Annotated in this window: 17 protein-coding genes and 1 pseudogene; 5 read left to right on the top strand and 13 right to left on the bottom strand. The window is 60.2% G+C overall.

The genetic code is table 11. From position 1 onward, the window contains the following. The first annotated feature begins 61 nt into the window (after window positions 1–61). The 3 genes from G5S42_RS37625 (at window position 62) to G5S42_RS37615 (ending at window position 4,078) form a co-directional block, all read left to right on the top strand. A complete protein-coding gene (locus G5S42_RS37625; RefSeq protein ID WP_026228580.1) occupies window positions 62–1,336 on the top strand; it encodes a glucarate dehydratase family protein in 1,275 nt (424 codons plus the stop codon). 72 nt (window positions 1,337–1,408) lie between these two features. Then, complete coding sequence (locus G5S42_RS37620; protein ID WP_176111769.1) at window positions 1,409–2,737, top strand: MFS transporter; 1,329 nt, start codon at window positions 1,409–1,411, stop codon at window positions 2,735–2,737. Between the two features lie 51 nt (window positions 2,738–2,788). Beyond that, window positions 2,789–4,078 (top strand): MFS transporter, encoded by a 1,290-nt coding sequence (locus G5S42_RS37615; RefSeq protein ID WP_176111768.1) that lies wholly within the window; start codon window positions 2,789–2,791, stop codon window positions 4,076–4,078. 53 nt (window positions 4,079–4,131) lie between these two features. Here G5S42_RS37615 and G5S42_RS37610 read toward each other — a convergent pair. From G5S42_RS37610 to G5S42_RS37570, 9 genes and pseudogenes are all read right to left on the bottom strand, one after another. Continuing rightward, window positions 4,132–4,445 (bottom strand): annotated as a pseudogene (locus G5S42_RS37610) (transposase family protein); the annotation flags it as partial. A 73-nt stretch (window positions 4,446–4,518) separates the two neighbouring features. After that, window positions 4,519–5,499, bottom strand: coding sequence for a glycosyltransferase family 2 protein (locus G5S42_RS37605; RefSeq protein WP_176112015.1), 981 nt, complete (start codon window positions 5,497–5,499; stop codon window positions 4,519–4,521). Between the two features lie 463 nt (window positions 5,500–5,962). Next, window positions 5,963–6,808, bottom strand: coding sequence for a hypothetical protein (locus tag G5S42_RS37600; RefSeq protein ID WP_176111767.1), 846 nt, complete (start codon window positions 6,806–6,808; stop codon window positions 5,963–5,965). A 357-nt stretch (window positions 6,809–7,165) separates the two neighbouring features. Next, the gene (locus G5S42_RS37595) at window positions 7,166–8,062 is read right to left on the bottom strand and encodes a DUF707 domain-containing protein (protein WP_176111766.1); all 897 of its coding nucleotides are present in this window, start codon (window positions 8,060–8,062) and stop codon (window positions 7,166–7,168) included. 136 nt (window positions 8,063–8,198) lie between these two features. After that, entirely contained in the window at window positions 8,199–9,293 is a 1,095-nt protein-coding gene (locus G5S42_RS37590) for a hypothetical protein (RefSeq protein ID WP_176111765.1), read from the bottom strand. Between the two features lie 288 nt (window positions 9,294–9,581). After that, on the bottom strand, window positions 9,582–10,670 hold the full coding sequence (gene glf / locus G5S42_RS37585) for a UDP-galactopyranose mutase (RefSeq protein ID WP_176111764.1): 1,089 nt from the start codon (window positions 10,668–10,670) through the stop codon (window positions 9,582–9,584). After that, window positions 10,660–11,925: a flippase gene (locus tag G5S42_RS37580; RefSeq protein ID WP_176111763.1), complete on the bottom strand. Its 1,266-nt coding sequence runs from the start codon at window positions 11,923–11,925 to the stop codon at window positions 10,660–10,662. The genes glf and G5S42_RS37580 overlap by 11 nt, the downstream gene beginning before the upstream one ends. A 1,061-nt stretch (window positions 11,926–12,986) precedes the next feature. Beyond that, window positions 12,987–14,153, bottom strand: a complete 1,167-nt coding sequence (locus G5S42_RS37575; RefSeq protein ID WP_176111762.1) for a hypothetical protein — start codon at window positions 14,151–14,153, stop codon at window positions 12,987–12,989. Window positions 14,154–14,813: 660 nt separating this feature from the next. After that, window positions 14,814–16,607: an outer membrane protein assembly factor BamB family protein gene (locus G5S42_RS37570; protein ID WP_246392343.1), complete on the bottom strand. Its 1,794-nt coding sequence runs from the start codon at window positions 16,605–16,607 to the stop codon at window positions 14,814–14,816. 339 nt (window positions 16,608–16,946) lie between these two features. Between G5S42_RS37570 and G5S42_RS37565 the strand changes: the two genes are divergently transcribed. Then, window positions 16,947–17,840 (top strand): GntR family transcriptional regulator, encoded by an 894-nt coding sequence (locus G5S42_RS37565; protein ID WP_176111760.1) that lies wholly within the window; start codon window positions 16,947–16,949, stop codon window positions 17,838–17,840. A gap of 41 nt (window positions 17,841–17,881) precedes the next feature. Then, the gene (locus G5S42_RS37560) at window positions 17,882–18,616 is read left to right on the top strand and encodes an ABC transporter substrate-binding protein (protein ID WP_176111759.1); all 735 of its coding nucleotides are present in this window, start codon (window positions 17,882–17,884) and stop codon (window positions 18,614–18,616) included. A 106-nt stretch (window positions 18,617–18,722) separates the two neighbouring features. Here the strand turns inward: G5S42_RS37560 and G5S42_RS37555 are convergent, their stop codons facing one another. The 4 genes from G5S42_RS37555 to G5S42_RS37540 all read right to left on the bottom strand — a co-directional run bounded on the left by G5S42_RS37555 (window position 18,723) and on the right by G5S42_RS37540 (window position 23,133). Then, on the bottom strand, window positions 18,723–19,139 hold the full coding sequence (locus G5S42_RS37555; RefSeq protein ID WP_176111758.1) for an organic hydroperoxide resistance protein: 417 nt from the start codon (window positions 19,137–19,139) through the stop codon (window positions 18,723–18,725). A gap of 210 nt (window positions 19,140–19,349) precedes the next feature. Then, window positions 19,350–20,654, bottom strand: coding sequence for a cation:proton antiporter (locus G5S42_RS37550; protein ID WP_176111757.1), 1,305 nt, complete (start codon window positions 20,652–20,654; stop codon window positions 19,350–19,352). 51 nt (window positions 20,655–20,705) lie between these two features. Beyond that, window positions 20,706–21,026: a hypothetical protein gene (locus G5S42_RS37545; protein ID WP_176111756.1), complete on the bottom strand. Its 321-nt coding sequence runs from the start codon at window positions 21,024–21,026 to the stop codon at window positions 20,706–20,708. A gap of 67 nt (window positions 21,027–21,093) precedes the next feature. Continuing rightward, window positions 21,094–23,133 carry a protein-L-isoaspartate(D-aspartate) O-methyltransferase gene (locus G5S42_RS37540; RefSeq protein WP_176111755.1) on the bottom strand — a complete coding sequence of 680 codons (2,040 nt, stop codon included), beginning with the start codon at window positions 23,131–23,133 and terminating at the stop codon, window positions 21,094–21,096. Between the last annotated feature and the right edge of the window lie 173 nt (window positions 23,134–23,306).

Genomic DNA, 23,306 nt, shown 5'->3' with positions numbered 1-23,306 from the left:
CACTAATATATTAGTGCTTTACTATCCGGCCCATCAAACTCCACTTATGCCGATTGACATCATGACTCGCGACATCACCATCACCCAGGTGCGCATCACCCCGATCGCCTTCCGCGACGGCCCGCTGCTCAACGCCGCCGGAATCCACGAACCCTGGGCGCTGCGCGCCATCGTCGAACTGGAGACGAGCGACGGCCGCGTCGGCATCTCCGAGACCTATGGCGACGAACCGATGCTGCGTGTGCTCGAACAGGCGAAGTCGCTGGTGATCGGGCTGTCGCCGTTCGACCTCAATCGCATGGAAGAACGCGTGCGGGGCACGATCAAGGCGACCCCGGGCGCGGTCGAATTCGAACTCGCGCCCGGCTCGCACGCGGCGAAGAACGCGCCGAAAGTCATCAGCACGCTCGAAGTCGCGATGCTCGACCTGCAAGGGCAAATCGTCGGCGCGCCGATCGTCGATCTGCTTGGCGGCAAGGTGCGCGACGCCGTGCCATACAGCGCCTATCTGTTCTTCAAGTACGCCGAGCACATCGACAAGCCCTATGCGCCCGACGCCTGGGGCGAAGGCCTGAGCCCCGAGCAGATCGTCGCGCAGGCGCGTCGGATGATCGAGCTGTATGGTTTCCAGAGCATCAAGCTGAAGGGCGGCGTGTTCGAGCCGGCACACGAAATCGCGTGCATGCGCGCGCTGCATCAGGCGTTCCCCGGCGTGCCGCTGCGCCTCGACCCGAACGCGAACTGGACGCTCGAAACGAGCATCGCCGCCGCCCCTGAACTCGACGAACTGCTCGAGTACTACGAAGACCCGTGCCCGAGTCTCGAAGGCATGGCCGAACTGGCGAAGCACACGCGCCTGCCGCTCGCGACCAACATGGTCATCACGACGATGGAAGATTTCCGCCGCGGCGCCGAGATGGGTTCGGTCAAGGTCCTGCTGTCGGATCACCATTACTGGGGCGGCCTGCGCGCGACCCAGACGCTCGCGCGCATGTGCAAGCTGTGGGATCTCGGCATGTCGATGCACTCGAACTCGCACCTCGGCATCAGCCTGATGGCGATGACGCACGTCGCGGCCAGCATCCCCAACCTGACCTATGCGTGCGACACGCACTACCCGTGGCAGGAGGAAGAAGTCATCAAGGGCGGCCGTGTCACGTTCGACAACGGCTCGGTGCGTGTGCCCACCACGCCGGGCCTCGGCGTCGAGCTCGACCGCGAGCGGCTCGCCGAACTGCATGCGCAGTATCTGTCGTGCGGCGTGCGCAATCGCGATGACCTCTCGCAGATGCGCAAGTACGAACCGGGCTTCACCGGCAAGAATCCGCGCTTTTAATTCTCGTTTCCAAATCCGCGCCTACGAGGCCCGCGACGCGCAATGCGCGTCGCCATCGAAGGAGACAACCCCATGAGTAGCCCGATTGCCGACACGGCGCGGCCCGAGCGCGCCGGCGCGCTGGCGAGCGCGGTGCACAAGATCAAGTGGCGCGTGCTGCCGCTGTTCGTCGTGATGTTCATCGTCAACTACATCGACCGCGTGAACATCGGCTTCGTGCGCCAGCATCTGAGCGCCGATCTGGGCATCGGCGCGGCGGCCTACGGGCTCGGTGCGGGGCTCTTCTTCATCAGCTACGCGATCTTCGAAGTGCCGTCGAACATCCTGCTGCAGCGCTACGGCGCGAAGCTGTGGCTCGCGCGCATCATGCTCACGTGGGGGCTGGCCGCGGCCGGCATGGCATTCGTGCGCGGCGAGACGTCGTTCTACGCGATGCGGCTGCTGCTCGGCGCGGCCGAAGCGGGCTTCTTTCCCGGCGTCATCTACTACTTCACGCAATGGCTGCCGAGCAACGAGCGCGGGAAGGCGATGGCGATCTTCCTGAGCGGCTCGGCGCTCGCGTCGGTGCTGTCCGGGCCGATCTCCGGCGGGCTGATGCTGATCGAAGGCGCGGGGCTGCGTGGCTGGCAGTGGATGTTCATCATCGAAGGCATGTTCTCGGTCGTGCTCGCGGGCTTCATCCTGCTGTGGCTCGACTCGAAGCCGCGCGACGCCGCCTGGCTCACCCGCGCCGAGCAGGACGCGGTGCTGGATGCGATCGACGAAGAGCAACGCCAGCGCGCCGCCGCGCACCCGGTCAGGCCGTCGCTCGGAACCCTGCTGCGCGATCCGCAAATCCTGATCTTTTGCCTGATCTACTTCGCGGTATCGCTGACCATCTACGGCGCGACTTTCTGGCTGCCCAGCATCATCCACAAGATGGGCCATTTCAACGACTTCCAGGTCGGCCTGTTCAACTCGATTCCGTGGCTGATCTCGATCGCGGCGATGTATCTGTTCGCGATGCTCGCGGCGCGCTTCAAGTTCCAGCAAGCGTGGGTCGCGTGTGTGCTGCTGATCGCCGCGCTCGGCATGTATGCGGCCGGCCAGGGCGGCCCGGTGTTCTCGTTCGTCGCGATCTGCTTTGCTGCGATCGGCTTCAAGGCGGCCTCGTCGCTGTTCTGGGTGATCCCGCAGGGCTATCTCGACGCGCGGATTTCCGCCGCGGTGCTGGCGCTGATCAACTCGATCGGCAACCTCGGCGGCTTCGTGGCGCCGGCGACCTTCGGCTTCCTCGAACAGAAGACCGGCTCGATCGAGGGCGGCCTCACTGGACTCGCGGTGATGTCGGTGATTGCCGCCGGGGTCGTGTTCTTCTCGCGTATGAGCCCGCGCGAAGGATTGCCGGCCTCAGCGCATTGACCGTATCGAACAACCATATAGACACATTTTCAGAAACCTTCAGGAGACTCGATGAAAACACTAGAAGCTACGACGGCTGCCGCACGGACGGCCGTCGGACGATACCGATGGACCATCTGCGCGATGATCTTCGCGGCGACGACGATCAACTACATGGATCGTCAGATGCTCGGGCTGCTCGCGCCGCTGCTGCAAAAGGATATCGGTTGGAACCAGGTGCAGTACGCACAGACCGTGATGGTGTTTACGGTCGCCTATGCGGTGGGTCTCGCGATCTTCGGCCGCATCGCCGATCGCGTCAGCACGAAGAAGGTCTACGGCAGCGCGATGGCGCTGTGGAGTCTGGCGGCGATGCTGCACGCGGTGGCATCGACCGTGCCGGGTTTCGCGGCCGTACGCGGTCTGCTCGGCTTCGGCGAAGCGGCCAATTTCCCGGTCGCGATCCGCACTACCGCCACGTGGTTTCCGAAGAAGGAACGCGCGCTTGCGACGGGCTTCTGGAACATGGGCGCGACGATCGGCGGCATCGTGGCGCCGGCCTTCGTGCCGATCGCCGCGGTGATGTGGGGCTGGCGCGCGACGTTCATCGCGGGCGGCGCGACCGGGTTCGTCTGGCTGGCAGTGTGGTGGCTGGTTTATCGGCAGCCTTCGGAGCATCCGTCGGTGTCGAAGGAAGAACTCGCCTACATCAATGCGGACCGCGAAGAAGTCGTCGAGCAGAAAGTCAGCTGGTTGTCGGTGCTCAAGTACCGCGAAACGTGGGCGTTCGTCTTCGGCAAGCTGCTGACCGATCCGGTGTGGTGGTTCTATCTGTTCTGGCTGCCCAAGTGGCTCAATGAGTCGCGCCATATCGATATCGCCCACATGGGCCTGCCGCTGATCGCAATCTATACGATGTCGTCGATCGGCAGCGTGGCGGGTGGCTGGCTGTCGTCGCGTTTGATGGCGCGCACCAACCGGCCGAATTTCGCGCGCAAGCTCACGATGCTTATCTGTGCATTGTGCGTGGTGCCGATCGCAACGTTGTCGGCATTCCGGAGCCTGTGGTGGGCGGTGCTCGCCGTTGGTCTCGCGGCAGCGGCGCACCAGGGCTGGTCGGCGAATCTCGTCACGACGGTCGGCGACGTGTTTCCGAAGCGGGTGGTCGGCACGGTGGTCGGTATCGGCGGCGTGGCGGGGATGGTCGGATCGTTCTTCTTCTCCGGCGTGATCGGCGAGACCTTGCAGCGCACTGGGAATTATTGGGCGCTGTTTACGGTCGGCGCATCGGCGTATCTGGTTGCGCTTGGCATCATTCATCTGTTGATGCCGCGGATGACGGCGGTGAAGTTGCGCGATTGATGTAACGTTTATCGGTGACACAACCGGAGGGCGGGGGACGCATGATTGGTGTCGTCGAGCTCGGCGCCGTGCTCGTCAACCGCCCGTCATGCAGATACGGTTCTCCACGAAGCGTGACGAACATTTCGTCGAGATGCCATGTACTACCCGGCTTATGTCGCGCCGCTTTGACCCGATGAGCAAAGCCCTTACCAAACTTGTCACGCCAGCATCGGATGGTCTCGTATGTCACGATCACGCCGCGCTCGAACAGCAGCTCTTCGATGTCGCGCAGGCTCAACTGGAAGCGGAAATACCATCGAACCGCGCAGCTGATGACCCCGGCCGGAAAACTCTGACCGTGATAGAGCGTTTTCGATTTCTTCATCACGCCATCTTACCGGCCTCGCAACCTGACAAAGCCCCAATATCTAGTCGGCGATGCGTATGCGGCAAGCGTGTCAGCGGCGGTTGAAGCGTCTTACGACGCAATAAAAGATCCACGGATGGATCTTGAGCATGGTCATAGTGATGGAAAGCTTCAGATGCCGATCGGCAAACAGGCCAAGCAGGTGCTTCACGCGCAGCTTCTCCGATACGCTTTGCAGAATAGGGCTCGCGAGGCGGTAGGTCGGCGCGGTGATCGCGGTCTGAAACGCGATCGCGCGGAATGCCCAGCTGTATTTGAGCCGGAAGAAGAGGCGCTTGTAGTCGGTAATCGGGAGGGACGCGGTATTTTTTTCCACACGGTCCATGATGGCAAAAAGGTCGACGACCTGCGGGTTGAAGCGTCTCGAAATTCCTGATTCACGAATCATGTATGAATAGAGGTTGTCCGGAATGAGGCGCACCACTTTCGAGTTGGCGAGCGTTTGCACCGACACGCAAACGTCTTCGAAGATGAGACCGCACGGATGATCGGCTGCGACGAAGATGGAGCGGCGCACAAGCTTGTTCCAGCAAAAGGCTTGCAGCTTGAGTTCTAGAATTTTCTGGACGGCTTCCACGCCAGTGATAAGGCCGTCGCCGGAATCGATCCGAGCGTTGACGGCGCCATCGGGACTAATGCGCTCGGCGGCGAAAATGACGACATCGGCATTGTGCTGGTCGGCTTCGCGCAGCACGGTGCAAATGAGATCGCGATGGACGTGGTCGTCGCTGTCAACGCAGAGCACATAGTCGCCGCGCGCCTCCGATGCTGCGATTTTTCGCGTTTCAGCGAGCCCTTTGTTGTCGATGTTTCTGATTAACTTCCACGAAATGCGATCCTGTTGCGCGAGAACCCGGGCGGCGATTTCACCGGAGCGATCGGGGCTGCAATCGTCGACGGCGATGATTTCGAAATCGGTGCACGATTGTGACAGCAGTGAGTCGAGACAGTCCTCGATATAGTCCTCGACCTTGTAGATAGGCAGCAGAACGCTGATTCTCGGCTCTGACATAGACAAATGCTCCTGGAGGTAAACGAGGCGTGAACTACCCGTTCTATATCGAAAAATCTTGCTTCGCGAAGAAGACAACTAATCACGAATCATGTGGGGAGCAAATCGGGCCGACCTGATGTGCCGGCAGTCTGGGCCTACCAAGATCGCCAGCAACTGAAATAAGCAGACAATTAATGGGTAAAACGGGACGATGCCGTCGCGGCGCAAACACAAGACAAAGTCGACCAGCATGCGGCCGGGAACGAAGTACTCTCAAGACTAGATGTAAATACATCGCTGCACCAATATATTGTAGGAATCGGCACAAATTGGTGAGGTATTGGCGTATTCCACCACTGCGGCAGTGGACGAGGCAAGTATGTCAAATAGGAATTTTTTAATGAAATCGTTTTTGCGATGAGTAGACGAATATGCCAACAGATATCAATTAAATCGGGTGTGTGAGCGACGTGTCGTCAAATTAGCTGGATAACCCGCGCCCCAATGCTATTCGCATGAGTTTGCGAACGCCTTCATCGCGGCCGACTCTCTCTTCGGCGTTACTGATCAACCTCTGCATCACATCCGCGGGATAGATCTCGTCGAAAAGCTGATCGGATCCAGTACTGGCAAACACGTGATGCAGGAATGACCCCTCTGGTGGACAGACCCGTTTGAACACGCCAAGTTTAACCACACGATTATTCCAAAATTTAAGCGTATATGCATTGGTGCAAAGCGCAGCGCACTCTTCGAAATGGTGGGGCAAAAAGACCTTATAATAGGAATCGGCATGCACCGGGTAAAACACTTTTTCAGGTAAGCCGGCCTTTGCACCATAGACTTCCGTCAAAATATGGGAGCCAGTAGCACGCCATTTTATATCCGTGTTTTCCATCGCTTCTAGCCGCTGAATTACATCATGCAGCCGTGGATTCCGCGGGTCGAGGCGCAGGAGTGCGGTGCAAAGCAGATCCGGCTTTCCCCGGCCGACCAAGTCGCCCGCAATGTTCAGGTCAAATCGTCTCAGGAGAAGAATATCTGTGTCCGCCCAGATTTCATCGGTTTTGGTAAACATTATTAACCGGAAATAATCTGTGAAATGCGCCATTGAAGGAACGTCATTAACGGGAAAAGCGCTCAGCGAGTCGGCAGAAAGGATCGACCGGGCGTCCTTTTCGATCACGCCTTTTGGCAAGTTGCTGATGGGTTTGTAACTATATACAGCGATTTCGCTGCCATAAGCAGTGAACGTATTCAAACAAGCGATTTCATAAGGAGATAATTCCGGCCAATTCCAGAACGTTGCAAATTTCGCATCGCTCATAATTTACCTCCCTCGATTTGCTTCGTTGAGAGCATCGCTGCGTTGCTGCATACCATTGGAGGCTCGGCATAGCGTGCCGTACGCGAGGAGGTGATTGCACCGGACTACGCGATACGAGATTTTATACAGAACTAAATGCGATCTGTAGAGCATGTCCGTTTTCGCCCGACTAATGTCGCCAATGGTTGAGCGTGACTAATGAATCATTTAATCGAAAATCTCCGCCGTCGCCAAGTCGATCCTGACATTCATCACAACTGCCGACGGCTTTGGCAGGTTGCGAGACCGGTTGGATAAGATGGCGTGATGAACGCGGCAGCGATACGGTATTCGCGTCAATCACACGCATTATCATTCTCAACGGCTCGAGCGCCTTTCCGGAGCCTGCTGTATTGGCCACGTTGTGGGCTTGATATGATGAAGCCACGGGAGATACTCTTTCAGCAGCCTCATAAAACTGACGATATCTTTCCGTCGCACAGGATTGCTGCCCTTTACCGCATGAATGAACAACATTGGATTGCCCAATCGACCGCTCGCATATGATTTGCCTGCATCGCTTGTTTTGCCACGAATGACCTTTATCGGAGTGCCCAGCATCCCGTATTGCGCGAGCGTCTGATTCAATTCAAACGTTGGGCTCGTAGTTGAATCGTCTCCCATGCCGCTCCCAGCCGAACCGACCGGGCGTGTATGGAACACGGAAAAACGATCAATAATGCCAACCTTTCCAAAAGAAGCGACCCACTTGGGCCACAAGAAATCGAGGCCCCAGCCTGATTTGTTCATCCCAAAGCTGTGTTTTATCGCATGCAAAGCATTCGAAGATAAACACGGCATCATCAACTCCACGAAATTTGTTTCGCGAAATTCAAACTCATTGTTTCGCAACGTCGTTTGGTGACCGAAATAGCTTCTCTCGTCGAGAGACGGTTGCGCGAGTGCGAAATTCTCTCGTTCTACATATTCGAAGAAATCGTTCACGGTTTGGACGTCCGTCAGGATGTCGTCGTCCGGGAGCCAGATGTAACGATACTGCAGAATCAATTGGGAGTTTTGCAACATGAAGTCGTTGAGACCTTCCCATTTTGATCCTTTGAATCGATGTATGGCTTTGGCAAAGATGTCCGCATAATCTTCGTTCTTCCCGTAGTAACTCAGCATCAAATCAAAGTTTGGGGCCTGCCCGCCGCTGAACCATTGCGGATGCAAGGAACTGTCTCCACACCTCAGAACGACCAGGTATTTGTTCATCTTTCAATTTCCCTATGCGTAGAAGCAGATTGCGCGGCACGTAAAAGACAGTCACTGGCGAAGAATTGCATTTGACAGACACCAACCGCGCGAAATCATGAAACGACACACTCCGCTCGGCGACGCGCGCCCTTGCTCATTTCCACAGCGTGCGCACTCGCCGATAGATCGCGCGACTGACACGCTTCGACGCTTCAAGCGTCCCGTTGGTGGCCTGCGGCGGGTGATCTTCGAGCCACCGCAACCGTGCTTCGATATCGCGTTCACGGTCCGCGTAGAGTGAAATCGGAAAGGGATGGCCGAGCCTCCCGTCGTACAGCGCGCGAGCGGCATCGACGATGTCGCGGTTCTCCTCGCGCTGGGTGAAGTACGCCATGTGCACGAATGGCACACTGCGCGCACAGACGATTCTCAGCCGGTGCCGCGCACAGTAGACATGCATCATGTGCTCGTCATCTTGCCCACCGTCGTCGATCATGTCCCATAACTGCTTGCGAAAAAGAATGCAGCCGATCGAATAGCGCGATTCTGCCGGCACTTCGCAAGGTTCGAGGTCCCGAGTCGCAGCGATGAAAGCATCAGGCTGCAGCGTCGTCCGTTCATGTAGCCAGCGCGCGATATGCGGATAGCCCCATATCGTGCCATTGGTGCCTTTCTCGATCTGGTCAGCAGGGATGATTCGCATCGGACAGCGACCGTCCCCGGCGGCACCGACGAAATGCGGACGCGCCTGGTTCGTGAAGTACTCGCGTTCCAGACTCATCGCACGCATCACTTCAGGGAAGCCCCAGTTGTTGTTGTTGATGAGCGGGGTGACGTAGGCGAGCCCGTTCCCGCTTTCCTTTTCCACCGCGTCGTACGTGGCCAGCATCTTGTCGAGCCACCCGCCGGCGATCGGAAACGCGTCGTCGTCCACCTTGCAGATCAGGTCGATTTCGGCGAACGCCGGCTGCGAGAGTAGTTTTTTGATCGTGCGATAGGGGGGGCCAGGCGGAATATCGTCGACGACACGAACGACGCCCGGAAAAAGCCTTGCGTAGCGCCGCGCGACGGCAAGCGTGCGTTCCGCGTCATAGCCACCCCTGCAGTTCTGAAGCAGGATGAACTCTACGCCTGTCGGCCGGTACGCCATGTGACTGGCGAGGGTCAGTTCAAGCGCTGCGTAGTCGCGACAGAGCAGGACCAGAATAGCGACTCGCCTCGATGCCGCATTTGAGCCGGATGCAGTCATGCTACTCCTTCGTAGGACGAGTACATTGCGCAATGAAACACTTGACCACGTACTTTTTCATCTCTCAATTTCTCTATGCGTAGAAAGCATGTTGCGGGACACGGAAGAAAGAGTTAGCGGCGAAGAATTGCATTTGATCGACGCCGACCGCGCGAAACCTGGAACCGTTACTACGGCGAGCCCGATGCGCACGCGAACGAAGAGACGTTCAAGTACACGCCCAAATCTTTCAGGCAATCCAGGCAAGCTCTCGGTTGCCACCAGTCAGAGCTTTCTTACCACTGCTCCTTAGATGAGTCCTTCTACTGCTTTGAGCGCCGCACCAACGACCTGGTCCATGTTGTAATAGCGATACTGCGCCAGCCTGCCCACAAAAGTCACATCGGTAACTGTCTCCGCGAGCGCGCTGTAGCGCATGAACAATGCCTCGTTTTCCTTGCGTGGAATCGGGTAGTAAGGCTCGCCTTCGGCTCTCGGATACTCCTTTACAATCGAAGTCCCCCGATGCTGTTGCCCGGTGAGGTGCTTGAACTCCGTAATCCTCGTATATTCGTGATCGTTCGGATAGTTGATGGTACCCGTCGTCTGAAAACGCTCCACGTCGCTCAGATGCTGGTGTTGAAAGTGGAGGCTGCGGTACGGAAGCTTGCCGAACCGATACCCGAAATATGCGTCGATCGGTCCAGTGTACACAACGTGTCCACATTCGATATTCGCTTTCACCACGTCATAGTCGGTCGACAGACGCACGTCGATATTTGGACTGTCAAGCATCTTTTCGAACATCGCGGTGTAGCCGTGCGCCGGCATAAATTGAAAAGTATCGGTGAAGTACCGGTCGTCGTCGTTCGAACGCGTTGGTATTCGCGCAGCGACACCCGCAGACAATTCAGACAGATCGAGTCCCCATTGCTTGCGCGTATAGCCACGGAAAAACTTGTCGCACAGATCCGGGCCAACGCTGCTCAGCACCACGTCCTCGCTGGTCGTATTGACCTCTCGCGCTTCACGTACCGACTCAAGGAACGCTATCGTGTCCTGCTCGCTCAGATCGAGGCCATATAGCTTGTTGATCGTCGTGCGATTGATCGGTATCGGATACAGATCCCCGTCTACATAAGCCTTTACGCGATGCTCGTAGAAGCGCCAATCGGTAAAACCCGACAGGTACTCGAATATCCGCTTACTGTTCGTATGAAAGATGTGCGGACCATACGGATGGATCAGCACACCGTTCTCATCTTCACGGTCATATGCATTGCCGCCAATATGATTGCGCTTGTCTACGACTAGCACACGCTTGCCGCTTGCCGCCAGACGTTCGGCACAGACCGCGCCTGCAAAGCCGGCGCCTACGATAAGGAAGTCATAATTCATCTCTGCGCATCCTCGTATAAAAAGCTGGAATCTTGCATTTGATCAGGTGGAGAGCCATCAAGGCCGTAACCAGAAATTCGGTGGCAAGCACTGACATTGCCGCGCCCTGAGCGCCATAAGCCGATGCAAGAGGCACGAGCAGGGCAAGGTTGATCAAGCCGCAGACGACCAGTATCTCGCTGACTCTCTTCTTCATGCCGAGCGGCAGCATCACCTGAACGCCGAGTACATTGTTCAGACAGATGAGCAACGGCAGGAGGGACATCCACTTAAGAACGATGACCGCTGGTTCGTACCCAGGTCCCACGGCGATGCGAATGATCAAATCGGCGCCAGCCCAGAGCGCGACCGAAGCCAGCAACATGGCCGAGCCCCCCAAGTAGAGCATCTTGCGCACCAGCCCAAACGCCTTTTCGGAGTCTTCGGAAAAGAGCGCCGTCACGCGCGGGTAAATTGCGTTGGCGAACGGTACGAGCGGCGCCTGGGCGACGTTCCGAATCTTGTCGGCTACGCCAAAGTAGCCAACAGCGACGTCTCCCGCAATAAATCCAAGCAACACGCTATTAGTGGTTGTGTACAGACTGATCGCTGCCGTGGAAATGAACATGTGCCAGCCTTCACGAAGCGCTTCGATGACGTCCGCCATGCTCGGCATCAAGGGGATGATCAGTCGGTTTTTTGCGATCAGGATCGATGCGACGACTCCGGCAGCAATCACGCTCATCGAACTGATGAGCGACGCGATCCACGTGTCGGCCGGCGAGTGCACCAGGAAGAACGTTAGCGGAAGCAGTAGCACCCGCGCGCTCAACGTGGAGACCGTAGTAAACGTCATCTGCTCCAGGCCCTGGAAAAGCCACTGTGGAAACAGGACCGTTCCGATAACGACCGGATAGGTAGCCAGCAGAACCGGCAGCAGTTCGCGCAATCTTGCTACGAAGAAAGCCGCTACAAGCAGGATGGCGAGGCAGACCACAGCGATAAGCGCCTTTGCGCCTTGCGTCGCCCAAAAGATCTTCGATACCGCGTGCCGATCTTTTTGGACCCGTGCGACGTGAGCAGTCGCTGACCAGTTAAAACCGTAGTCCGTCAGCAGCACGAGATAACCGACTAAGGCTTGCGCGAACACGTACGCACCAAAGTGTTCCGGGCGCAGAACACGCAACAGGTAGGGAAATGTTGCAAGCGGCAGCAGCATGTTGGCTGCTTGCAGAACTGACAGCGCAACGATGTTGTGTCGGAGTGGACTCGTCATGAGTTAGCCGTTGTCAATACATCGATGAAGGATCGCTTGGAGACATATCTTTATATCCCCTGGGCGGAGTGCGAGTAAGGTCTCCGCGGAAGCGAATACCTGATCAGGCCAACGCCGGTTGGGCCTTGCTGCCGGCTCCCCGACCCTTCGTCCGAGGAAGCCACCGCTACCGGCAATAAGCCGCACGACTCGTGTACGGTGCGCCACGAATTTCATCCGAGTCGTACAACAGTGACGCATCCGCGCCGGACCAGTGCTGACTTTGGCGGACCTCGACATCACTGTCATTAACACGCACCTGAAATAGATTTCAAATTCCTGGCGAGCTCCGGTATCAAGCAACCAGTTCGCCAGCCTGCTCTTGCGACCGCGCGGCTCGTCGGTAAACGCCACCTTTGTCGATGTTTCTGACGAGCTTCCAGGGAAGGCGATTCTGTTGCGCGAGAACCTCCGGCGGCGATTTCACCGGAGCGATCTGGGCTGCTATCGTCGCCCTTCGCGAAAAACGTTGTTGGAGCAAACCGGGCCGACCTGAAATGCCGGTCGTCTGGGCCCACCAGAATCGCCAGGAACTGAAATAAGCAGACAATTGATCAGGTTAAACGGGTTTGTGCCGTTGCGGCGCAATCACGGGAAAGGTCGACCAGGTGCGGCCAGGAAACGAAGTACTTGAGGAATTTGTACATGCTTCGCTGCACCAATGTCAGGAACCGGCACAAATTGGAGAGGTATTGGCGCGTTCTCCACTTCGATAGTGGATCAGGCAAGTATGTCAATAGATATCTACAAACGGCGTGAGAGCGTCGCCATGGGATGGTTGGGAGTACCTTTACGCGTCCGCCTCGCTGCCGGTGACAAAGTAGTCTGCGCCACTCGTTTGGCGGGGCCTACCGTGGCCACTTCGGCGCCATCGGTCTAGACGGTACGAGAGTCACCGCCGTGAACAAGCGCTGCGCGCACTGGATTCGATAGATAGCAACGCATGCTCTGCGTTATGTGCCAGATGACGCATTTCGCAGGGTCAGCGGCAATGGAGGCTTCTCATGAAGCAATGGACGACGTCATGGTGACGTAGACCTCCGGCCGCTCGTCGCATCGCGCTTGCCAGTCACGACATACCACGCTCGGCGACCGTTTTTCAATAGCGTGCGCATTCGCCGATAGATCGCGCGACTGACACGCTTCGACGCGTCAAGCGTCCCGTTGGTGGCCTGCGGCGGGTGATCTTCGAGCCACCGCAACCGCGCTTCGATATCGCGTTCACGGTCCGCGTAGAGTGAAATCGGGAACGGATGGCCGAGCCTCCCGTCGTACAGCGCGCGAGCGGCATCGACGATGTCGCGGTTCTCCTCGCGCTGGGTGAAGTACGCCATGTGCACGAATGGCACACTGCGCGCACAGACGATTCTCAGCCGGTGCCGCGCACAGTAGACATGCATCATGTGCTCGTCATCTTGCCCACCGTCGTCGATCATGTCCCATAACCGCTTGCGAAAAAGAATGCAGCCGATCGAATAGCGCGATTCTGAGGGCACTTCGCAAGGTTCGAGGTCCCGAGTCGCAGCGATGAAAGCATCAGGCTGCAGCGTGGTCCGTTGATGTAGCCAGCGCGCGATGTGCGGATAGCCCCATATCGTGCCATTGGTGCCTTTCTCGATCTGGTCAGCAGGGATGATTCGCAGCGGATAGCGCTTGTCCCCGTCGGCCCCGACGAAATGCGGATGCGCCTGGCTCGTGAAGTACTCGCGCTCCAGGTTCATCACGCGCATCACCTCAGGGAAGCCCCAGTTGTTGTTGTTGATGAGGGGAGTGACGTAGGCAAGCCCGTTCCCGCTTTCCTTTTCCGCCACGTCGTACGTGGCGAGCATCTTGTCGAGCCACCCGCCGGCGATCGGAAACGCGTCGTCGTCCACCTTGCAGATCAGGTCGATTTCGGCGAATGCCGGCTGCGAGAGTAGTTTTTTGATCGTGCGATAAGGTGGGCCAGGCGGAATGTCGTCGACGACCCGAACGATGCCCGGAAAAAGTCTTGCATAGCGCCGCGCGACGGCAAGCGTGCGTTCCGCGTCATAGCCGCCCCTGCAGTTCTGAAGCAGGATGAACTCGACGCCTGGTGGCCGGTACGCCATGTGACTGGCGAGGGTTAGTTCGAGCGCTGCGTAGTCGCGACAGAGCAGGACCAGAATAGCGACTCGCCTCGATGCCGCGTTAGAACGGGATGCAGTCATGCTACTCCTTCGTAGGTGCCGACGAGCACATTGTCTAAGGAAAATACATGCGAGTATCGGGACACACTGAATTTGGCGTCGTCTACATCACGAATTTACGAACACCAACAGTGCCGATGCTAATAACCGCGCCTCAGGTCGCAGCACCGATCGCGGCTACTTAAGAGACAAGACGGGGACACGCCGGTTCATCATAGTACAAGCAATGATGAAGTGAAGTCGCATTCCATAGCGCGTCGCCCCACCTCTCGACGGCGAACGGTGACTTCAAGTATTGAGGCAAACAACTGCCGACCGGCCACGATCTTGCGCATACAGCGCGCGAAGCGTTCTGTTCGAGCGCGAACGCCTGTAGCGCATCAGGCTCGACCGGCAATTCCGCGACAGTGATGGCGGTGGGCGGCATGGCTATCATGATGCCCAACTCGCGCTACGTTTAGAAGCCCGGGGAGCCTTGTATTTGCGTGCGAGAGCAACGTCGACTCGCGCGCGTCACCGCGACGGCGCGATGCGGCGCGCGCGCCGGGAACGCCTCGACGACATCGAATTGCGACGGGTCAGCAGGACGCGCGCAGCGGCGCGATACTGCGAATCACTGCGCAATAAAAGCAGAGTGGCTATGCTTGCGAAAAAGTTACGTTTCGCTAACGGGTTTAGCAGTCAGAGGCCATAGGCATGAACCACGTGGTCGCCACCAGCGACGAAGACTTGCCCGTTCACGACCATCGGCGACGCGAAGTTGCCCTCGCCGTTTTGAGCTGGCGTGTATTGGTCGTGGAAGAGTATGGTCCCGTCCGCGGCATCCAATGCATAAAAGTCGTTGCCCAAACCGTCTGCGTAATACACCACACCATTTGCGGCGACGGGCGGGATAGCCGGGTTGAACGCGACTTGGTTCAAGCCGACTTGCGCCGTCCACACGGGTTTGGGGTTCACAGTACAGTTGCTGTCGATCGACAGTGCAATGACCCCGTGCTGGTATAAGTTGTTGCTCCCCGAACCGCCAGGGGACACGACGTAAAGCCGATTCAGCACCGGGTCGAATGCAGGAAGGCCTATGTTGCTGCCGTCGGCTGAAGTTTGGGAAATCGTCAACTTTTCAATGGGGCCCTGCTGCTGAATAGTGGCTCGGTTATAAATGAACAGGTTGCCGGACTTATTGTAGGCCGCGAGCATCGTCGGGCAGGTGGGACGCTGAAAGAGCAATGCTGTAGCGCCGAAGTCGACGTCCGAGAGGGGCGGAGAAAGCGGCGAGTTCGCCGCGGCTACCGCCAGGGTCGGCGTGAGCTTCACGACGTGCTCCGCGAACGCGGCATTTTCCGGATTGGCGAATGCGTTGCCCGTGAGTGCATAGACGACCGTCCCATCAGGCGGAATCGATACGCCTCCCATACCCCATATACCGCCCCCATCTGGCCCGCTTGCGCCGGTTGGGTACCAGCGTTGCAGAATCGCAGCTGGGTTGGTGGTGGACGCGCGGACGACCTGTCCATGGTACGGCTCCGTATCGCAGGGGTCACCGGCTGTCCCCACGTATATCGACGAACCATCGGGACTAAGCGTCAAGCCGCCATAGACCATCGTTCTTGGAGTAGCGTTGTTTGGGTCGAGAAGTAGCAGGTTGAAGCCCGGGAGATCCACGCCAGTCTGGAGGTTGTACGCATGCAGGTAGCCTCGCCCGCTCACAACGAAAATCCGGTTGTTGGCATGGTCGATGACGGGCGTGCCCTGCACTCCGATCTTGCCTTGGAACAGCCCCTGGCAGGCCGACGTCAAGATAGCTTGAGGGATAGGGGCGCTTTGCCAAATGGGCTTCCCTGTCGCGGCATTCAGTGCCCATGTAGTGTTCCCCTCTGTCGCAACAAAGACGATATCGGTTGGCACCCCGTTGATCATCACCCCGGCAGCCAGTACCGGCTGAGTCAGGATGGCACCGTCCAGCTTAGGTGAGTCCCAGTGCTTTACCAACGTCCTAACGTTGGTCTGGGTGAGCACCGTCTCGACTGGGTTATACCCAGTCCGCTGCCTGTTCATACCAAACGTCGGCCAGTCGGTCGTCGTAAAGGTTGGCGCGGCGACGGCCCCTGGTGTCCGGCTCAATGTAGCGGCAGTCGCTGCTTCGGGAGCCTGGTACGGCGTATCCACCGCCGGCCCGCGATCGTCGAGGAAATTATTCGGATTGATCTTGTCTCCGCCGTTCTGTTTGTCTACGTCCGATCCATCGAGGGCGAAGGCTGGCGGCACTTTCGGTCCGACGCCATGCGGGTGCGGGCCATGAGGGAATGGGTCCAGTGCGTTTGACGACGCCTGAGCGGCTACTGCAAGACCCGGCGCAGATGCCGCAGCCGGTGCCGCGTTCGAACTTTGCGCTTGTGCGCCCGAGCCCGCCATGCAGGCGAGGATCAAAGCTGCAACGAGCCGAGAAGCGTCGATAACGTTGTGTGCGCTCTTCATGTAGCCACCTCTTGCAAATATTGCTGTTAGCATTGGGTAGACGGCGCAACGCGAGGTCTCGCCTCGATCGACTAATTGATACGCGCTTTGCTAACGTGAGGTTAATCGTACGCCATTTAAAACCAACCGCAAGAAATGGCCGCGATGGACTACCGTCTGGCGGACGGGGAATTGCCCCTATTGAGTAATGCAAGGCTCACACACCGTTCGGCCGCTTCATCCTAATGCGCGATTTCGCTGGAAGCAGATCGGCACATCCGGCCACCCCGTCCAGAGCCGTTTTCAATCGACGTGCCATCCGCCGCCGCTACGCTGACGTTGCGGCCGAAGGCAAACCAAATGATCGATCGATCCATCGCCAAGCAGATTGTCGAGCTCATCAAGAGCGAAGGACTCGACGCCGGCGCGCACCTGCCCGCACAGATGCTCGCCGACCGTCTGCGCGTCTCACGTTCCCCCGTGAACGAAGCGCTCGCGTTGCTGCACGAGAAAGGCATCTTGACGCGGGAAAAGAATCGCGGCTTCTTCCTCGCGAAGCCGCTCTCCGAATCTTTTGCGGACGTGGACGACGAACTGCGCCTCGCCGAGACCGACGTCGTGACGCGCGCCTATTTCCAGATCGCCGACGACCGCCTGAAAAACGAATTGCCCGACGAATTCTCGGAGCAACTGATCCGCACCCGCTACGGACTGACCAGCGCGCAACTGACCGCGGTGCTCGGCCGCATCGCGCGGGAAGGATGGGCCGAACGCAAACCGGGCTATGGCTGGCAGTTCTCGCCAATGCTGACCACGCCCGACAGCCTGCTAAAGTCGTACCGGCTGCGCCTCGCGCTCGAACCGGCGGCACTGCTCGAGCCCGGTTACCGGCTCGAGCGCAAGGTGCTGGAGCGGTGTCGCGAGGTGGAGAAGCATCTGCTCGCGGGCGGCATCGAAACGGATACCGCCGACCAGTTGCACGATCGCGGCGTGCGCTTTCACGAGTCGCTCGTCGAGGCTTCGGGCAACAGCTTTTTCATCGACACGATCCGGCGCGTGAACCGCGTGCGCCGTCTGCTGTCGTATCGCTCGATGCAGCATCGCGAGCGCTATGTCGAACACGCGAAGCAGCATTTGCATCTGCTCGAACTGCTGGAGCAAGAGCGCAACGAAGAAGCGTCGGAAGCGATGCGTCAGCATCTGCTGCACACGCTCGACGCGCTGTCCCGCATCAGCGAACTCCTTGAACCCTGAGACCGCCGTTCGCCCTGAACGCGGTCGCCACGAGAACCTCCATGACTATCGATCCCTCCGTCGTCACCGCCTTCACGCCCACGGGCAAGCTGCGCGCGTCGATCAATCTCGGCAATCCGATCCTCGCTAATCGCCATGCCGGGTCCGGCGAGCCGTTCGGCGTATCGATCGATCTCGCGCGCGCGTTCGCCGCGAAACTAGGCGTCGAACTGGAACTGGTGGTATTCGATACGGCCGCCAAATCGGTGCAGGCCGTCAGCGAGGAACGCGCGGATTTCGGCTTCTTCGCGATCGATCCATTGCGCGGCGAAACGATTGAATTCACCGCCCCGTATGTACTGATCGAAGGCTTCTATCTGGTGCGCGACGACTCGCCGGTGCGGTCGAATCAGGATGTGGATCAGGCGCACAACCGGGTCGTCGTCGGCAAAGGCAGCGCGTACGATCTGTTCCTCACACGCGAACTGAAAGCCGCGCAGATCGTCCGCGCGCCGAGTTCACCGAGTGTCGTGCCGACGTTCATCGAACAGCAGCTGGAAGTGGCGGCAGGCGTGAAGCAGCAACTCGAAGCCGATGCGAAGCAAACGGCCGGCCTGCGCCTGCTCGACGAGCGCTTCATGGTGATCCGGCAGGCGATGGGTGTACCGAAGAGCCGCGGCGAAGCGGCGGCTCGGGCGCTGCGTTCGTTCGTCGAAGAGGTGAAAGCGTCGGGCTTCGTGGCGGAATCGCTCGCGCGGCATGGGATCGCCGGGGCGTCCGTAGCGCCTGCGGAGTAGCCGTCGGCTCCAAGCCGACACCGCATAGCAAGCGGGGCGTAACAGAAAGGCGGAGCCGCGCCCGATACTTCGGCGCCGCCCCGCCACAAACTACCCTGACCAACCCTCAAACGAGCGTAGTCTGCACATCCACGTTGCCGCGCAACGCCTTTGAATACGGGCAGGTCAAATGCGCGCGCTCGATCAACGCGTCCGCCACGTCCCGCTCGACACCGGGAAGACTGACGAACAGACGCGCCTGAAGGAAATAGGCGCCATCGGTGGTGCCGAGATCGATTTCGGCATCGACGCTCGTATCGGGGGGCAAAGACACGTGCAGCGCGCGCGCCGCCAAACCGAGCGCACCGATGTAACACGCCGACCAGCCGGCAGCCAGCAACTGCTCGGGGTTCGTTCCAACTCCCGAGGTGCCGGGCGACGACAGCTTGATGTCGAGACGGCCGTCCGAGCTGCGCGCGGCGCCTTCGCGGCCGCCGGTCGTATGGGTCTTGCCGGTGTACAGCACGTTTTCGATGCGGGTCATGGTGGCTTACTCCTGTTGATCCAGTGATGTTGATATCTGCAAATCCGGGCTCGAACTCGCGTTGGACGTATTTGAACGCGCCGACGTATCTCGCATGTGTCTGGATCAGCGGGTTTGGTATGCGCACGTATCCGCGGGCCGCGCAGATACATTGCGATACAAGGAGCGGCGCGCGGCCACTAGCGCACGCCATCGCGCCCGTCGCTTCATTCAGCGACGCCGGTCGAAATACCGCCGCAGCAGATAGTTCGCGGTCGAGCCATGCAGCAGCACCGACAACACGATCGCATCGAGCACCGCGGGCAGCAGCGGCGTCATCGCGCCGCGCGCGTATTCGAGGCCGAACATCAGGTAGTAAAACGCGCCGACACCGCGAATCCCCATCCATGCCATCAGGTACCGCTGGCTGCTGTCGATGCGCGCAGCGATCATCGCGACGACGACGGACAGCGGCCGTGCGACGAAAAACAGAAACACCGCGGGCAACACGGCGCGCACGTCGAGCATCTCGCGCCAATGCGCAGACACGACGCAGCCGATGATCAACATCAGCGACAACTCCGCGAGCCGCTCCATTTCGCGCGTGAAGCCCATCATCGATTCGGCGAGGACCGCATGCGCCTTTTCCGGGTCTTTCGCGACTTCGGCCTTTTCGCCGTGCTGCACTTCGTCGAGCACTTCGGACGGATTCTTGTCGCCGGTCGAGCGCAATTCCTCGTGACGCACGGTGACGCCCGCCACGAATACCGCCACGAACGCATACGCGTGCACCAGCAGCGCCGCGCCGTATGACGTCGCCATCAGCCCTAGCGCGAGAAAGCCGTCGAGACCGATCGCTTCGCCGTAGCGGGTGCGCAGCAAGAAGATCGCGCGCGCGAACACGATTGCGGATACGCAGCCGACCGCGAGCGCGCTGACGATCCCCCACAGCACCGAGCCGGCGAATTGCACGCCGCTGCCGGAGCCGAACAGTCTCGCGCCGGCAAGCGTCAGACCCAGCACCGCAAACGGATAGGCGGCGCCGTCGTTGAGCCCGCCTTCACCCGACAAAGCGAAGCGCACGGGTTCGTCGTCGCCGGCCTGGGTCACGCGCAACTCGTTGGCGAGCACCGGGTCGGTCGGCGCGAGCGCTGCCGCGAGGAACAACGCCGCGCCGTCCGCGCGTCCGGTCAGCCAGGCGGTGAAGCCGAACATCAAGGCGACGGTGACGATCATCGCGGGCCCGCCGAGCCGCAGAGGCAACCACCACAACGGATTGCGCAGCCGCACGCGCAGATGCATGCCGATAGAAAACAGCGACACGACGAGCCCGACTTCGGCGAGCGTCGCGAGCAGCACGGTATCGGCGAGCAGATCGACACCGACGAGCCCGGACACGGCCGGACCGACCGCCACGCCGACCAGCAGATAGATCATCGCGCCGGTCAGCGGCAAGCGGCGGATCGGCCCGCGCGCGACCGCCATGAACGTGAGCAGTGCGCCAATCAGCAGGAACCAGACCGGTTCGTCTCTCATGGCGGAATCGCGCGCGCTAGCGGCGACGGCGGTAACCGGGCCGCGTCGCCGCTAGTGCGCGCGGCTGGCACCGTGGGGCGCGCTCGCGCCCTGCTGACTGCGCTGTCCGTGCTGAGCCGCGGCCTGGTTCGCGCGCCCCGCCTGTTCGCGTTTCGTCTGGTCGCGGGCCAACTCGCCGGGTGGCGTGCCCGACTGGCCTGCTGTGCCCGCGCCGCCTTCGGTGCCCGCGTCTTTGCCGGCCTGCGCGAATAGCAACGGTGGCGCGGCGACAGCCGGCCGAGTCCCGGTCCACTCGACGGCTTGCGCGCAGACGAAGTCACTCGCAACACTGAACATCGCGGCAATGGTCAAGCGCTGTACAACCTTGTTCATGAGCGGCTCCCCGGTTTGGACAAGCTGGATATGCACTGTCCGCTCCGTTGCAAGCCGCGTTCCTCGCTCACACACCGAATGGAAAAGTCTCCGCCGCGTGGTACTTCTCGTCGGCGGAAACGGGCAGCGTGGTCACCGCGCTGGTGCGATCGAACCACACGAACGCATCGAACTGATCGGCCAGCGACGCTTCCGCGTAGTGGCTATACCGCTCGGTCTCCGGACGATAAATCACGCCGATGAAGCGCTCTAGCAGCGACGCGCGCAGCCGTTCGCGCAGCGCGTCGTGCACGCCGGGCCGCAGGTCGAGCAGAAAGCGTGCGAGGCCAGTGGCGTGCATGCTGAATTCGACGCTGCCGTCGAGCGATGGCCGCACGGTCTTCACTTCCATCGGTCCGTCCCAGTCGCTGGCCGCGGCGACCGTGCCGCTGTGCGTGCCGAAGCCGATCAGCGCCGCCGCGTCACCGAACTGCGCGCGGCACAGCTGCCCCAAATTGATCTCGTCCTGCACGCGGCCCATCTGCGTGGCGCTCGCGTCGCCGATATGCGAGTTATGCGCCCACACGACCACACGCGCCTGCGGCCCGTGACTGTCGAGCGCATGACGCAACGTGTCGAACATATGCGTGTCGCGCAGATTCCAGCTTTGCGGTCCACCGTAATACATCGCGCGATAGTAGTGCTCGGCGACAGCCACGAGCCGCGCATTCTGCGCCGCGTCGAGGAAGCGTTCGCCGTCTTCCCGTGCATAGTCGAGCCGGCTTTTCAGGAGATCGCCGAGCTGGGCGACCACGTGCTCTTCGCACTGCGCGTAGCCGCCGCTCAGCGCGGCGCGCCCATACACGGCGGGATCTTTCTGCCACGGACTGAGGCACCCATAACGCCCGCGCGCGATGCGCGCCGCGGCCGGGTCGACGCTGTCCAGATAGCGCAGCACCGCGTCGATCGATTCGGACAGGCTGTAGATGTCGAGCCCGTAAAAGCGCGTCTCGCTGTCGCGGTGCAGGGCATTGTGCGAGCGCAGCCACGCGACGAAGCTCATGAAATCGGTGTTGCGCCACATCCAGGTCGGAAAGCGGCGAAACGGTCGAGACCGCTCGCGGGGCATCGGCCGGTCGCGCACATGCCGGTCGATGATCGCGGCATCGGGCCAGTCGGCCTCGACCGCGATCATCGAAAAGCCGTGCCGCTCGACGAGGCGTCGCGTGATCGCCGCCCGCGCGCGATAGAACTCCGACGTGCCGTGACTGGCCTCGCCGAGCAGCACGACGCGCCGCCCGGCGAAGCGGTCGAAAAACGCCGCGAATTCCGCGGAATCGATGTCGGGTAACGGTTCGGCCGCGTCGCGAAGCGCGAGTTCGAGCGCGGCCGGCTCAGGCGCGGCCGGCTTAGGCGCGGCCGGCTCAGGCGCGAGCGGCTCAGGCGTGGGCCGCGAATCCTCATGCGCCACGCCGCCCGGCGCCGGCCAGCCGTCGTCACCGACGAGCGGCACGAAGCGCACGTCGGCGAATGCATGTTCGTCGTAATCGTGCTCGTCGCGCCGCACGATCTTCACGAGCCGCTGACGGCTCGGACTGCTGCCGACCGGCATCACGAGCCGTCCGCCGACCGCAAGCTGCACGCGCAGCGCCTGCGGCACACGCGGCCCGCCCGCCGCCGCGATGATCGCGTCATACGGCGCATGCGCGGCAAGACCCGCGGTGCCGTCGCCGACATGCACTTCGACATTCTCGTAGCCGAGCCGCTGCAAGCGCTCGCGCGCGCCCTCGGCGAGGCTCGCGTCGCGTTCGATCGAATCCACCCGGCCCGCGATCTCCGCGGCAATCGCGGCCGCATAGCCCGAGCCCGTACCGATGTCGAGTACACGGTCGCCGGGCTGCAATTCGGCGGCCGCAAGCATCTTCGCGACGATGTACGGCTGCGAGATCGACTGTTCGCCGCCGATCGGCAGCGGCGTATCGTCATACGCGAAGTCGCGCAGATCGGACGGCACGAACGCTTCCCGTGGCACGCGCCGCATCGCCTCGATCACGAAGTCGTCGCGCACGCCGCGTTGCACGATTTGCCGCTCGACCATCCATGCGCGCGCTTCGTCGAAATCGCCCATCGCCGCCTCCTCGCGAATGCGCAGCGCTGCGCGCGCCACGCATCGCGACGGGGCCGCGCGCGAGTTCGCTGCTCTTCCACGCTTCAGCAATGAGCATACCGCCGGCTTGAACCAATGGCGATGCGCGAAACGTGAAGCGCGCGCGGACCGATCCTTGCTGAGCTTTTGCACGA

The sequence above is a fragment of the Paraburkholderia youngii genome (assembly GCF_013366925.1).
In the GTDB taxonomy this organism is placed as follows: Bacteria; Pseudomonadota; Gammaproteobacteria; order Burkholderiales; family Burkholderiaceae; genus Paraburkholderia; species Paraburkholderia youngii.
This window is presented reverse-complemented; position numbering and strand designations above follow the sequence as displayed.